This is a genomic window from Chryseobacterium sp. 22532 (assembly GCF_052044665.1).
In the GTDB taxonomy this organism is placed as follows: Bacteria; Bacteroidota; Bacteroidia; order Flavobacteriales; family Weeksellaceae; genus Chryseobacterium; species Chryseobacterium lathyri.
This window is the reverse complement of the sequence record NZ_JBQENJ010000004.1, coordinates 222,749-237,097: the sequence shown is the minus strand read 5'-3', so window position 1 is coordinate 237,097 and position 14,349 is coordinate 222,749. Positions and strand designations below refer to the sequence as shown.

Genomic DNA, 14,349 nt, shown 5'->3' with positions numbered 1-14,349 from the left:
ATATCTAATAAAAAGTAAAAATGAAAACGAAGCTTATTGCTCCTTCCCTTTTATCCGCAGACTTCGGGAACCTGCAAAGAGACATTGAAATGCTGAACAATTCCCAGGCAGACTGGTTCCACATTGACGTGATGGACGGAAGATTTGTTCCCAACATTTCATTTGGCTTTCCTGTAATGAAAACGGTACAGCAGCATGCCAAAAAATTTGTGGATGTCCATTTAATGATCGTAGAGCCTGAAAAATATGTGGATGAATTCATCAATCATGGTGCAGACCTTATTTCTGTACATTATGAGGCATGCACACATCTTCACAGAACGATTCACTATATCCAGAGCAGAGGGGCAAAGGCAGGGGTTGTTTTAAATCCTTCCACTCCCGTACTGATGCTTGAAGATATCATTGCTGATGTAGATCTTGTTCTTTTAATGAGTGTAAACCCTGGATTTGGAGGTCAGAAATTTATTGAAAATACATACAAAAAGATTGCGGAGACTAAAGATCTTATCCTGAGCAATAATTCCACAGCGCTTATCCAAATTGATGGCGGAGTTAATCTAGACAACGCTTCAAAACTTTTCGAAGCGGGAGCAGACGTCCTGGTAGCAGGAAATGCTGTTTTCTCTGCAGAAAGTCCTGAAAGAACAATCGAATTGCTGAAGATCTAATCTCTTCAGATTGATCTCACATAAAAGGCAGCTTCATCGGCTGCCTTTCTTCTTTAAGACGAGTCTGGATCTTTTATTGCATTAAGTAGAGAATCAATAAAATACTCCTTTGGTAACAGTCTAAAAAAATAAAAGGCAGCCCTTGGGAGACTGCCTTTCTTCTTGCGGAATTTGAGCTTATGTGGTTATTAGTTTTTGTCTTAAAACTTTAAATGCTTAATATTCCTTGTGCTATTGCTGATGTAAATTTGCAAATAAAATCATATATAAGACATCCGTATAAATACTGAATTTCACCATTAAGTATTTCTACGCATAGATCAAATTATTTGGGTAATTCCCCGTTCCAGATACATGCGCAGATGACCAGAACAATACTTATTACCGAAAATGCAGTTCTGATGTTATTTAAAAGGTTCCATCTGTTCTCAAAACTTTCCCGCATCTGTTTAACTGCTTCTGCTGTTGAGTTACTGATATCAAATTGATCCAGCATATCATTCAAAGGGACATTTCCAACAATGGTCACTCCAAAAACACCTATCAGATAAGCGGCAGTTGCTAGCAAAAGAAAAAGAAACCCCGGCTGCTCTCCCCTGTACAGAAAAGTAGTTAACGGAAATAGTACAGCAGTTCCCATAAAGCTCATAAAAAACACAGGATTAAGGATTTCGCGGTTGATGCTCTGCATGGCCCTTAAATATTCCGTATCAGAAAGTTTTCCCAATCCCAGAACCACAGAGCATGAATAGGCATAGAAGAGCCCGGCGATCAAAGCCGTAAGCACGGCCGTAATTAGTAAAAATACCGTTGTCATTTTCATATATTTTGATTTGTGATGTATTGAAAAAAGTCATTAGTAAGGGTTCCATTTTTTGATAATTTGCTGTGCAGTCGTAATCATTTCTTCATCCCAGTTTTCAGGTTTAAAATAATGAAAATCATGTTTCTTTACAGAATGAATCTGGATTCCATCAAACAGCATTTTAGTTAGCTCAGTCTGCTCATCATACAACAGCAGATCTTCAAGAGGTACTGAAGGTTCTTCATTTTTTTTATGCCAAACCCTTTTATTCCCTGGGAGAGAATCTGAAGCCTGGATGATCTTTTTTACACGGTTAAAATCATCAAAAAAAGCATCTTTCTCTGAATCTGTATTTAACGTATGCCCCAGTCTTTCAATAATGATGTATTCCAGATTGTGACATTGGGATAAAACTTCAGGAAGTATATTTAGTATTTCTTCTGGAATGCTTTCATCATGAGTATCCCTTCTTACCGGTTTTTTTCCGTAAGCACTTTCCTGCCAGCTTCCACCTGAAAGATGAATTTCCTTCACCTTTTCCAAAGGATACAGTCTGATAATTTCTTGCATACTGATCTCAAAGTTCCATGACTGGCAGTAGATATTATGAAGATCAAGAATAAGAAAGCCGTCAATATCTTCTATAAGTTTATCAAGAAAATCTCCCTGCTCTTTCACATCATCTATGGAAAACGAAAAGGCAAGATTTTCTACTCCGACAGGAATTTCTACAGCATCCTGAAGCCTTTTGAGCCTGTCCTTCCCTATTTGAAGTGTTTTAGGATGAAGTGGTACGGGCAATGGAACCCCCTGATGAAAATTTTCAGTATTCATAAATCCGAAGTGCTCGGTAATATGATTGTATTTTCTATGTCTGAACTCCTCTTTTAATTTTTTAAGCCAGCCTTCCTGTCTTTCAGTCCATTTGGCATCAAAAAGAGAATAATAAACACCGTGACCAAGAAGCCTGTTATTTGCTGAATAAAAATCCAAGAGTCCGGAAAGCCATTCCGGTTCCTGTGCATCATAAAATGTATCGAAAGACCATTCCAATACATCTACAGAATTATTTTGTAGAATAGGAAGGATAGCGGAAACAAAATCTGCTTCCGGCATCATAGATAATCCTAACAACGGTTTTTTCATATCTTATCCCATTCCACAGGCCGGACAGTAACCACCGCCTCTAAGAATAGTATCTTTCTTCGGAACAAACTTAGTTTCGGCTGTTTTTATCTGCTTGGGAGATTCTGTTTTTTTAATTTTACTTACCGGTTTTTTCGCTTTCCTGACCGGCTTCGTAGCCTGTCCTGATACACTTACGGCTAATAAACTGGCCATTACTAATGCTGGAATTTTCATAACATTTCTTTTCAAGGAGTTTACAATAAGTATTCCGTTTATGATAATGCTAAAAATACAACAATTTATTAGAGATTATTTCAGAATCTATATCAAAATTTTCCTCTTTTACTATGGTATTCGGATTTAATCCATTTCTCTAAAATTAGACCTTCTTATTATTATATCTCAAAAAAGCTATTGTAACGATTTACACTCTGCCATTTCAGACATTTTGGCATAAAAAAAACCAGAGAAAATTCTCTGGTTTTATATTTTTTGAGGTGGGTTTTCTTAGAAAATCTCTCTTCCTGAAAAATGGAATTGAGCTTCGATAAGAGCGTTCTCGTCAGAATCTGAACCATGAACTGCATTTTCACCGATGCTTCTTGCAAACATTTTTCTAATTGTTCCTTCTGCTGCATCAGCAGGATTTGTAGAACCAATCAATGTTCTGAAGTCTTCTACTGCATTGTCTTTTTCTAAAACTGCAGCTACGATAGGACCTGAACTCATGAATTCTACCAACTCACCATAAAATGGTCTTTCAGCATGTACTTCATAGAACTTTTTAGCATCAGCAACTGTAAGTTGAGTTAATTTTAATGCTTTGATCTTAAAACCTCCTTCAGCGATCTTACCTAATATAGCACCGATATGTCCGTCTGCTACTGCATCAGGCTTAATCATAGTGAATGTAATGTTAGACATAAATGTATATTTTTTTAATGCCGCAAAATTACAAAAAATATCTTTCATTTTTATTTTAATTTTTTTTTAACATAAAAATAACTTTTATTAAGAAATGGCGTAAAAGTTTTGGCACAGTAATTGTTAATTCTATTACGATTCTCATGTTTAATTTGAGTTTTCATGGTTATTAGTTTTTACCCAGCCTCGGCTGGGTTTTTTATTTGCAATAAAATCAAGCTTATATTGCGAATTTAATAATTTAAAAACCACATTAAAATCATATTAATACCTTATTGCTTCAATTGCAATCAATGAAATAAAATTAATTTTTTGATATTTTTTCATGACTGATTTTTGAACAGAATTCAAATTCTTCAAAATAGTCATATTTGGCAAAAATAATTAAGACAAAAAGTAGAGTTATTGTAAAAGTGGAAGCATTTTTATTCTAAGGAAATATTATTCTAAGAAAAAAATCATTTTTTGACAGCTGTAAAAAATGTAAATTTTATTATAAATGCTTAAGCTTTATGCTAAAGTATCTGGTCGGGATTACCGCAAAAGTTTATATTATTAAAAATCAGGGTTACAGACATAAAAAACCTGAGGAAGTTCTATTTTTGGGAAGCTTCTTCAGCCTCTTCCATCAGCTTTACATAGTTGGCATAGCGGGAATATTGGATTTCTCCGGTTTCAAGGGAAGCAAGAACCGCACATTTCGGCTCATTAATATGAAGACAGTTATGAAATTTACATTCTTCCCTTTTTTTGAAGATCTCAGGAAAATAATGCTGCACCTCTTCTTTCTCAATATCTATCATGGCAAACTCACGTACACCGGGAGTATCGATAACGTTACCACCAAAATCCCAAAAATGCATCTGGGCAAAAGTTGTAGTATGTTTTCCTTTGAGGTGAGAGTCTGAAATTTCAGAAGTTTTTAAATTTAAACCGGGTTGTAATGCATTAACCAGTGTAGATTTCCCACATCCTGAATGCCCGAAAAAAACAGAAGTTTTATCTTTAAGAAGTTCCTGAAGCTGATCAAAATTGAGTTTGGAGTAGGATGAAATTTCCAAAGTATCATAATCAATTTCCTGGTAAAGAAATTCGATGTCTTTCACAAGCTCTATTTCCTCTTCGTTCAGAACGTCGATTTTATTGAAAAGAATCAATGGAGTAATATTGTAAGCTTCACAGCATGCCAAAAAGCGGTCAAGGAATCCAAGTGAAGTTTCCGGGTGCTTCAGGGTAAAAATAAAACAGGCCAGATCTATATTAGAAGCAATGATATGAGCCTCTTTTGAAAGGTTAACGGATTTTCTGATCAGGTAATTGGTACGCGGCTCTATTTTAGTGATCCAAGCGATGCCATCCTGTTCTAACTGAAATTCCACAAAATCTCCTACAGCAAGCGGATTGGTAAGTCTGGTCTTGATCAATTTAAATTTGCCGCGGATTCTGGCCTCGAAAATTTTGTCTGTTTCGAATTCCATAACCTGGTACCAGCTGCCTGTAGATTTAATGATTTTTCCTTTCATAGATAATATGGATGCAAATATAAGGAATTAGGGATTAGGGTTCAGGATATAGTTGAAGACATATTAATAATTCTCCTCTGATCATGAAATTTCAAGCTCCATTATTTATATAATATATGGGTAAAAACTTTAAGAAAGTCTCTCCAGCTCTAAATTCCTAATCCCTAATTTCTATTATTATCCTATTATCTATCAATCATGATACTATTTTGTACTTCAATAGATTCTTCGTGGATTGCTTTGAAAACTTTCTCAATAAATTCCTGAGACATCCCAGTTTCCCTGGCTTTCTGCGTAGCATATTCTGTGATCACTTTCCATCTTTCAGGCTGGAAGATCGCAATATCATTTTCCTTTTTAAGCTTACCGATCTTTTCGGAGATCTTCATTCTTTGGGAAAGAAGCTCGATCAGCTGGAAGTCAAGATCAGAAATCAGTGTTCTGTGTCTTCCCATCTCATTGTCGAAGCCTGCCAAACCTGAATTTCTTACTTTTAAGTTTCCGATCAGTTCTGCCAATACCTCAGGAGTGATCTGCTGTGAAGCATCGCTCCACGCTTCATCAGGATTGCAGTGGGTTTCAATAATTGCTCCCTGGTATCCTACGTTGAATGCTTCCTGTGTAATATCAGCCAGACCTGTTCTGTTTCCGCAGATGTGGGAAGGATCTATCAGCATTGGAATATTAGGAAACTGGCTTTTGAAGTCAAGGGCAATCTGCCAGTTCGGGTTATTTCTGTATTTTGTTTTCTGGTACGTTGAAAATCCTCTATGAATTACCCCCAGATTTTTAATATCCTGTCCTAAAAGTCTCTCTAACGCACCGATCCATAAAGCAAGATCCGGGTTTACAGGGTTTTTAACGAATACAGGCTTATCAGTTCCCCTTAAAGCCATTGCAATTTCCTGAACGGTAAAAGGATTTACTGTAGAACGCGCCCCAATCCAAAGGACATCTACATCTGCTTCTAAAGCTGCAAATACGTGGTGGGCGTTGGCTACTTCTGTAGCAGTCTTGAATCCGTATTCTTCCTTTACTTTCTTCAGCCAGTTCAGACCGATAACCCCTACTCCTTCAAATCCGTTCGGCTTGGTACGCGGCTTCCAGATCCCTGCACGGAAAATAGGTACCTGAGCATTGGTTTCTTTTATCCTTCTAGCAGTTTCAAGCATCTGAGCTTCACTTTCCGCACTGCATGGCCCTGCGATCATTAATGGCTGCGAAAGCTCGTTGATCCACTCGTTTTTTACATCTTTTAAATTCATATTTTTAAATTTATTGTTTTTATTTTTCTTGAATTAACAGCAATAGTCCTTTGATTATAAAATTGATTTTTATAATTCTTTTCAAAAAATGCCGTTCAAAGTTTTTTAAAGGAATCAGGAAAATAAAAGGACTTTAATTCTCCTGTATTTTTTGGAAAGAAATTCAGTTAGCAGTACCAATAAAATCGATAATACGTTCTGAAATTTCTATAATAGAAAGCAGAAAAACTAAAATAACCGCTAAAGAAATCAGCGGGTACAAAATGAGACAGATATGGGATGAATAATTTTTCCACTTTGGGTCTGAAACTTCTGTTGTCTAGTTTTTTAAATCTAATTTGTTTTTGTCAAAAACTTATTTTTTACAAAAATCTTTGACAAAGATATAAAAAAAGTCAATCTAACAAAAAAAAACTGTGATAAATACAATAATTTATGTCAGGTCAAATTTCATTAAATCATCAAGGTCTTTTAAAAGCGGGTTTTTTTCGATAAACTTTTCGAATATTTTTCTTTTGGTAACCACTTCAATTTTGAGGTTGTCAAAGTCCCGCTGGTAATCTATTTCAATAGCATGGTTGTGAACCTTAGTTTTAAAATGATTAAAAAATTCTCCGGCGATCTTGTCAAACTCAACTTTGGCAGAATCTGAAGGGTACAGAACTTTAATGGTATTTTCTCCTGCCTTGATCAGTTTGAATGTTTTTACAGCATTAAAGATAAAGCTGTTTTTTTTCTGAAGCTGTTTGAGCATCAGATTCCATTCCATCTGCAGGTCCGTATCTGTGAAATGGTTTTGGGGAAGATGTTCTGTTTTTACGGCTACTGCTTCTTCTTTCTCTACTTTTTCTTCTTTATTGAGGAAAGAATTGATGCTGAAACCTGAAGAGATTCCCTGTCTTGATAAAGGTTTTGTTGTTTTTACAGTGGTTTCCTGAACGGTTTCAAGCCGTTGAACGGGTTGTTCTGCTACGGGTTCTTTCTTTTCGGGAGCCTTCTCCTGTATTTTTACTTCCTGCTTCTCACTGAGAAACGGAGCCAGTATTAAGAACTTTTTTTTTTAGTATCACCTAAATTGGCTGTCAGGGAAGACAGCTGCATCAGTGCAATTTCTACTGTAAGTCTTGGGTTTTTGGAGTTCTTATAATTAATATCCGCATGGTTACAGATCTCGACGGCGTCAATGAGCTGCTGGGCATTCCATTTCTGGCTTTGCTCTACGAATTTCACCTTGGTCCTCTCACCGACTTCAATAAGTTCTATTGTTCTGGCGTTCTGGGCCATCATAAGGTCTCTGAAATGATTTCCCAATCCAGCAATAAAAATATGCGGATCAAAGCCTTTTTTTACAATTTCATTGAAAGCGAAAAGCGTTTCTGGAATTTTGTTCTCCTTGGCCAGGTCTACTATATTGAGGTACTGATCATAATCAAGGATATTGAGCACTTCGGCAGCTTTGGCCAATGTAATGTTCTTCTGGGAAAATGTAGAAAGCCTGTCAAAGATAGAAAGCGCATCTCTTAGGGCACCATCGGCTTTTTGGGCAATAAGATACAGGGCATCATCTTCATACTGGATATTTTCCTTTTGAGCGATGTTTCTTAAATGTCCCTGGATATCTTCAATGGTAATTCTCTTGAAGTCATAAATCTGGCAACGTGATAAAATAGTAGGGATTATTTTATGCTTCTCTGTAGTCGCCAAAATAAAAATAGCATGTGCCGGCGGTTCCTCAAGGGTTTTAAGGAAAGCATTAAACGCTGCAGAAGACAGCATGTGCACCTCATCGATAATATAGACTTTATATTTACCTACCTGAGGCGCAAAGCGGACCTGGTCTATCAGCTCCCTGATATCATCCACGGAATTGTTAGATGCCGCATCTAATTCATAGATGTTATAAGCAAAGCCGTCTTCTGAAACTGAACCATCCTTTTCATTGATCTTTCTGGCCAGGATTCTGGCACATGTGGTTTTACCCACACCCCTAGGACCGCAGAACAGTAAGGCCTGAGCCAGCTGATTTTCTCCAATAGCATGTTCTAAGGTATCTGTAATATGAGATTGCCCTACTACAGTATCAAACTGCTGGGGGCGGTATTTTCTTGCAGATACGATAAAATTTTCCATTGGTCAAAAATAAGAAATATAGTTTTAATCTGAAAATTAAAAGTTTTCAAATTATCAACAAAAATTTATTTTCGGAAAATTGGAAAACTTTTAATCATTATTCTTTTGCTTTTTTCGTTTTGTAGTAGTGTTCTATAATCTCAACGATCACTTTCTCCACTTCGGCTCTTCCTTCATCAGTTCTCATATCAATACCGCAGAATTCTGTTCCGTTGTATGCGGGGAACAAGTTCAGATAATAAACTCCAGCCGCTATTAAAGCTAACATAGCTCTTACGTTTTTAGCGTTTTCCCCGAAATAAGGATCCGTAACATTTTCAAATAGATTGGCCGCTACATCTTCTCTTTGCTTTAGTATATTTTTAAGTATCGGCTTGCTTTCGGAAAGTTCCCAAAGAATAATTTTCTGTAATTCTTTATTTTTCTTCAGACTTTCAAACTGCATGAGAATTCCCTGAATTAGGACTTCTTTACCTTTTCCAACCTGTACTTCTTCCTCAATATCCGGGCTGAACTTGCTCCAGTAATCCTGGGATTTTATATACTCATCAATAAGTTTATCTGTACTTCCAAAGTACTCATAGATGAGTTTCTTGTCGAACCCGGCTACTGCTGCAATTTTACTTACTTTTAAACCGGAGTAACCTTTTACTCTCAAAATTTTACCAACTGCTGCCAGCAGTTTTTGTTTTGTTTTTTCTTTGTCCCTAATAGGGCCTTGGACTACTTTTCTGGGCATAATTTATTATTTTTTTGCAATATGCAATTTTTTATTTATATCATCAAAAACATTCAGTGTTTTGTCAAGATGTTCTTTTTCGTGTCGTGCTGTTACAGTCATCCTGATACGGGCATCTTTTCTGGCTACGGCGGGATACATAATAGGGTTTGTATAGACTCCTTCTTCAAGCAGTATTCTCCCAATATCCCACATTTTATTCTGATCTCCAATTTTCACAGGAATAATAGCTGAGCAGGTAATACCGGTATCTAAGCCAAGATCATTAAGCCCTGTTTTAAAATAATTGATATTATCCCATAGTTTATCTTTCCAGAAAGGTTCTTCATCAATCAAATCAATTGCTTTTAAAATTCCGAAGGAAGAAGGTGGTGCTGTTACTGAGAAAATATGCTGTCTGGACTGGAACTTAAGAAATGATGTTATTTTTTTGTTAGCAATCACATATCCTCCGAGGTTGCCAAAAGTCTTGCTGCATGTTCCTGTTATAAAATCTATCTTATCCAATAAACCGTCGTCTTCAAGAGCTCCTCTTCCGGTTTTTCCCATCACTCCGACCCCATGTGCATCATCTACCATGAGATAAGCATTATACTTTTTCACAAGATCATATATTTCTTTAGCCCGTGAAGTGTCCCCTTCCTGAGAGTAAACTCCATCTAAGATAACCAGCTTTGTACGGTACGTATTCTCACATACCTTCAAAACATGTTCCAAAGCTTCCAAATTATTGTGCGGAAATGTTTTTTTATTGGTAAAAGCACATCCCTCATGTACACTGGCATGTACTCCCATGTCTAAAATAGCGATATCTTCCTTCTGCATTAAAATCTGTAAAGTAGCGCTATTAGCTGCGTATCCAGTTGTAAACAAAATGACCTCCTCCTCATCTCTTCCAAAAAAATCAGCAATCTTTTTTTCTATCGCATTATGATAATCAAAATATCCACCTATCAGAGGTGATGCTCCTGTACCTGTTCCATATTTTTCAATTCCTTCAATTGCTGCCTCTTTAACTTTAGGATGCTGTGTAAATCCTAAATAATCGCTGGAGACAAAACTTACATAATTTTTATTTTGGTTTGCAATATCTATATTTAATGTTGCATTGCTTCCTGAAGTATTTTTCAGTCTGTAATTCATATGACCTCTGGATTTCATATGGTCAAGGAATTCATAAAAATAATTAGCTCTTTGAGCAATATCATAATCTGAAATATTCTCAAAATCTTTAAAAGTTGCTGTTTCAAAATCGATACTCATCCTTAATGTTGTTAGTGTTAATTGTTAGTGTTTAGTGTATGTTTTAGTTGTTTGAAGAAACAAATATATGATTATTTAAAGCTTGTAAAATCTATCGATTATATTAAATATTATACATCATATAAGACGTTTTACTTTATGATCTGATAATCAAATCACTTTATTATCCATATAGCTGTTGAGTATTTCAAGGGTTAGTTATTTTTTTTAATGAATCTAAATTTAACAAAAAAAATACAACAATAAATCACTATTTTCAAATAAATCACAAAAAAAGGACAAATATTTCACAATTGTCTCATTATTAAAATCTTATTTTTCAGATATGTTTTTTGGATGTTAAAATTCATTAAAATCCAGGAATTATAAAAAGGAATTTTTATGCTATTTTGTCCCGTCACGGAAAAAATACTGAATCTTAATCACTGTAATCTACTCTTCTTTCTGAATGCTCCCGGTGTAATTCCTGTCATCTTTTTAAAGAACTTGGAGAAGTTGGACGGGTCATAGGTAAATATTCTTGCAATTTCTGCAATAGACCGATCTGAGTTTGCTATTATCTCCTTGGCTTCGTTTATGATTTTCTCATCATAGAAATAGCACGGATGCTGTCCTTTTTCTTTTTTTATAGTATCCGTGAGATGCTGATGTGAAACAGCAAGCTGGCCGGCAATTTCATTGAGTTCCATAAATTCCTGAACAGCTCCGGTAATTACATCCTGAATATGCTTTTCAAGAAAATCAAAATATTGCCTGGTGATCTCTTCACTTCTTTTCATTTGTTATCATCATTTGTTTATAGTAAAAATTTAATCTATAAAATTAAGCATAAGAATAAAAAAAGGCATGGTGAACTTTCCGGAGTTTGCCCTATAAAAGAACCACCGTTAATAAAAGCTGTCTTTAAATGCCTGTACAGAATTTTTCACTTTCAGTTTTTCAAGGATATTCTGGCGGTGCCTGCTTACTGTATTGATGCTTATAGACAGAAAATCTGCTATTTCTTTACTGGCATAGCCTTGGCCTACATATTTTAAAACTTCCAGCTCTCTTTTTGAGAGAATATTCTGATAGTTAAGCTTATCTTTTACAATAATTTCACCTTTAGCTGTATTAATGATCATAAAATCGGAAACCTGAAGCTGCGTCCGATCCAGCGCAATATGATAAAGACAAAATGCAAATCTCAGCTTTCCGTTATCCGGAGAATAAATATAGAACATCCGGTGCTTTACAAACCTGTATTCATCATTTTTATCTTTCATCCTGATTTTAGAAAGTACAGAATAGTCTGCCCGAAGCTCTGTATCCATAGAATCCATCATTTCATAAAACCGAAGTTCATGGATATATTTTTTGAGCCTGTCATCCGGATGTATCTTTTTAATGATCTCTTCTTCCCAGATAGAATTGATCTCTGACGGGTTTTCCTCCATACTTAAACCTAATTCCCATGCAGCTTTAGATTTATACACATAACTTTTATCTGCCTGCATGTCGCTCAAAACAGATATGGCACCTTCCATCTGGGAATATATCGATGCTCTCTGTTTATATTCTTCTATGTCAAGTCTGCATTTCTGAGATGACCTGTCTAAAAGCCGGCTGTTCAGTTTTTCTACGATTTCCATAAATGGTTATTTATCAGTATTGATGAAATATGGGTATAGTTATACTTTTGCTAAAATAATAATTTACACCCAGCTAAGAGGATGAAGAGATTGATTTTAAGTTTTTGCGCCGTTCTTATGGCCGAGAAAACGCTTTCACAGACTTTGGAAAAGATGAACTGGTTTAATGAGCCTGAAAAATGGGAAATTAAAAACAACAGCCTGCTAATGAATGTTACGCCACAAAGTGATTATTGGAGGATTTCCCATTATGGATTTACAGTAGATGATGCTCCTTTTTATTATACGACCTATGGCGGAGAATTTGAAGCGAAGGTAAAGATCAGTGGAAACTATAAGACAAGATTTGACCAGACGGGGCTTATGCTAAGGACTGATAAAGAGAACTACATAAAGGCGGGTATTGAATTCGTAGATGGTAAATACAACCTCAGTACTGTAGTTACGCATGGAACAAGCGACTGGAGTGTTATTACACTGAACACCACTCCTTCTGCAGTCTGGATAAAAGCCGTAAGAAGACTGGATGCTGTAGAAATATTTTATTCTTTTGATGACAAGAATTATACAATGATGCGCAATGCATATTTACAGGACAACACCCCTGTAATGGTGGGCTTAATGGCTGCCTGTCCGGATGGAAACGGCTTTACTGCAGCCTTTGAAAACTTCACGGTAAAACATCTTCCCGACCAGCGCAGGCTGAAATGGCTTGAAAACAACAAATAGCGATTGAATTTTATTCAATATACAGTCAATTTTTATTCGCCTCCCTTTTTCGGGGAGGCTTTTGTTTTAATTTTTTTTCTGAGCAGCATTATGATTAAAAAAATCATACTATTTCACTGCGTGAAGATAAAAGAAATATAAAATTATGCTTAATGTGTCTGGTTATTAGATAAAATTCATATCAAATACATCTCGCTATGGTAATTTATGTTTATAAAATTACTAATTTTACAGTCCAAATTCAACTTGTTTTAACGGCAAGACATCAAACACAAAAAAATTAATGAAAAGAAATGCATTCAGTATTCCCAACACTTAAAAAACTTCGGCTTGTATAATGACTATTATTAATAAATTTTCGCCCTAATCAAGCGGAAAGCATAGATCATTTATGTATTTATGAAAGCCCGGACTTTGTTTTTTGTAATTATGTTTTCAAGCATTTACAAACAGCGTCATATTTTCACGAGGTTTATTACTGACAACGGATTTCTGCAGAATGATGCAAAAGCCATTGTCAAGGATGATCATGATTTTACAGGGCTTGTTGCTGAAGCTGTTCAAAAAAAAATTACAGCTATTATAGCAACCGCAAGCACAACCTTCCGCTTTCATACCTTTCAAAATAATCAAAAACTAACCCCGATAACCACCGGTACGGAATTGAAATATCCGCTAACATCAAATTCAAATGCAGGTATTTCAAAGGAAGTATTCGTTGAAACAACTCCTATTAAAAATTTTATATGAATGAAAGAATTTTAATCGCTGATGATCACTATGTAGTAAGAGCAGGAGCTGCTCTGGTCTTAGAGTCTGCCTATCCGAAGCTCAAAATAGATTTTGCAGAAAATTATGACCAGGTAAAAGAACAGATATCTGAGACCCTTTATGATCTCCTTCTTCTTGATATTGATATGCCGGGAACACAATATAAAAAAATGATTTCTGAGCTTAAAAATATCCAGGAAAATCTTAAAATCCTTGTTTTTTCCGGACATGGTAAGGATGTGGCGATACAATATATTCGTGAAGGTGCTGAAGGTTATCTCAGCAAACAGGGTTGTGAAGAAGAAATCCGGGAAGCTGTAAGATCAGTCATTCAGAAGGGTTATTACTATCCCAGTGAACTGATCGGGCTTATTATCCAGAATAAAAAAAGTAATCCTGCAGAAAAGCTGTCTTCAAGGGAATATGAAATCTTTAAACTTCTGGCCAAAGGATCCGGAAATCTTGAAATCGGGAATAAACTGGACATTCAGATGTCTACCGTAAGCACCTACAAAAAAAGAATCTTTAAAAAACTTAATGTTTCGAATATCGCCGAGCTCATCAAAGTACATGAAATGATGCATTAGAATACGGGAAAACATCCAATTTAACCGAAATTGAATGTATAATATCCGGCCTCGGATTTTGCTGCTTTGAAAATGGCAATATTCTTATTCTCCAGTATTCATTTTATTTATAATGGTTTATTTTGAGATAAATGTGAAATTTTATTTCAGATCTGCTTGGAACAGAAGATTAAGAGATATTAA

The 14,349-nt window shown here is 35.7% G+C and carries 16 protein-coding genes; 4 read left to right on the top strand and 12 right to left on the bottom strand.

Annotated features, from left to right (window positions below; genetic code table 11):
• The first annotated feature begins 20 nt into the window (after positions 1–20).
• Positions 21–671 carry a ribulose-phosphate 3-epimerase gene (gene rpe, locus ACTJIV_RS12400; protein WP_336379329.1) on the top strand — a complete coding sequence of 217 codons (651 nt, stop codon included), beginning with the start codon at positions 21–23 and terminating at the stop codon, positions 669–671.
• 325 nt (positions 672–996) lie between these two features.
• Here rpe and chrI read toward each other — a convergent pair whose 3' ends face one another.
• The 12 genes from chrI to ACTJIV_RS12340 form a co-directional block, all read right to left on the bottom strand.
• A complete protein-coding gene (gene chrI, locus ACTJIV_RS12395; protein WP_440627829.1) occupies positions 997–1,494 on the bottom strand; it encodes a chryseobasin maturation helper ChrI in 498 nt (165 codons plus the stop codon).
• Between the two features lie 33 nt (positions 1,495–1,527).
• Entirely contained in the window at positions 1,528–2,622 is a 1,095-nt protein-coding gene (gene chrH / locus ACTJIV_RS12390; protein ID WP_336379328.1) for an MNIO family chryseobactin maturase, read from the bottom strand.
• 3 nt (positions 2,623–2,625) lie between these two features.
• Positions 2,626–2,838, bottom strand: a complete 213-nt coding sequence (gene chrA, locus ACTJIV_RS12385) for an MNIO class RiPP chryseobasin precursor ChrA (RefSeq protein WP_440627827.1) — start codon at positions 2,836–2,838, stop codon at positions 2,626–2,628.
• Between the two features lie 273 nt (positions 2,839–3,111).
• A complete protein-coding gene (locus ACTJIV_RS12380) occupies positions 3,112–3,528 on the bottom strand; it encodes a nucleoside-diphosphate kinase (protein WP_034707297.1) in 417 nt (138 codons plus the stop codon).
• Positions 3,529–4,124: 596 nt separating this feature from the next.
• Positions 4,125–5,051 carry a ribosome small subunit-dependent GTPase A gene (gene rsgA / locus ACTJIV_RS12375; protein WP_440627825.1) on the bottom strand — a complete coding sequence of 309 codons (927 nt, stop codon included), beginning with the start codon at positions 5,049–5,051 and terminating at the stop codon, positions 4,125–4,127.
• A 185-nt stretch (positions 5,052–5,236) separates the two neighbouring features.
• Positions 5,237–6,316, bottom strand: a complete 1,080-nt coding sequence (locus ACTJIV_RS12370) for a chorismate mutase (protein WP_111952932.1) — start codon at positions 6,314–6,316, stop codon at positions 5,237–5,239.
• 433 nt (positions 6,317–6,749) lie between these two features.
• On the bottom strand, positions 6,750–7,085 hold the full coding sequence (locus tag ACTJIV_RS12365; RefSeq protein WP_111953579.1) for a hypothetical protein: 336 nt from the start codon (positions 7,083–7,085) through the stop codon (positions 6,750–6,752).
• A 275-nt stretch (positions 7,086–7,360) separates the two neighbouring features.
• Positions 7,361–8,446 carry a DNA polymerase III subunit gamma/tau gene (dnaX, locus tag ACTJIV_RS12360; protein WP_111952930.1) on the bottom strand — a complete coding sequence of 362 codons (1,086 nt, stop codon included), beginning with the start codon at positions 8,444–8,446 and terminating at the stop codon, positions 7,361–7,363.
• Between the two features lie 97 nt (positions 8,447–8,543).
• Complete coding sequence (locus ACTJIV_RS12355; protein ID WP_111952928.1) at positions 8,544–9,185, bottom strand: TetR/AcrR family transcriptional regulator; 642 nt, start codon at positions 9,183–9,185, stop codon at positions 8,544–8,546.
• A gap of 6 nt (positions 9,186–9,191) precedes the next feature.
• Positions 9,192–10,448, bottom strand: coding sequence for an aminotransferase class I/II-fold pyridoxal phosphate-dependent enzyme (locus ACTJIV_RS12350; protein WP_111952926.1), 1,257 nt, complete (start codon positions 10,446–10,448; stop codon positions 9,192–9,194).
• Positions 10,449–10,870: 422 nt separating this feature from the next.
• Positions 10,871–11,227: a helix-turn-helix domain-containing protein gene (locus ACTJIV_RS12345; protein WP_440627821.1), complete on the bottom strand. Its 357-nt coding sequence runs from the start codon at positions 11,225–11,227 to the stop codon at positions 10,871–10,873.
• A 108-nt stretch (positions 11,228–11,335) separates the two neighbouring features.
• Positions 11,336–12,079, bottom strand: a complete 744-nt coding sequence (locus ACTJIV_RS12340; protein WP_440627819.1) for a response regulator transcription factor — start codon at positions 12,077–12,079, stop codon at positions 11,336–11,338.
• Positions 12,080–12,160: 81 nt separating this feature from the next.
• Between ACTJIV_RS12340 and ACTJIV_RS12335 the strand changes: the two genes are divergently transcribed.
• The 3 genes from ACTJIV_RS12335 (at position 12,161) to ACTJIV_RS12325 (ending at position 14,166) form a co-directional block, all read left to right on the top strand.
• A complete protein-coding gene (locus ACTJIV_RS12335; protein WP_111952919.1) occupies positions 12,161–12,808 on the top strand; it encodes a DUF1349 domain-containing protein in 648 nt (215 codons plus the stop codon).
• Between the two features lie 429 nt (positions 12,809–13,237).
• The gene (locus ACTJIV_RS12330; protein ID WP_440627817.1) at positions 13,238–13,558 is read left to right on the top strand and encodes a hypothetical protein; all 321 of its coding nucleotides are present in this window, start codon (positions 13,238–13,240) and stop codon (positions 13,556–13,558) included.
• Positions 13,555–14,166, top strand: a complete 612-nt coding sequence (locus ACTJIV_RS12325; protein WP_440627815.1) for a response regulator — start codon at positions 13,555–13,557, stop codon at positions 14,164–14,166. Before ACTJIV_RS12330 ends, ACTJIV_RS12325 begins: the two co-directional genes overlap by 4 nt.
• Positions 14,167–14,349 lie beyond the last annotated feature (183 nt).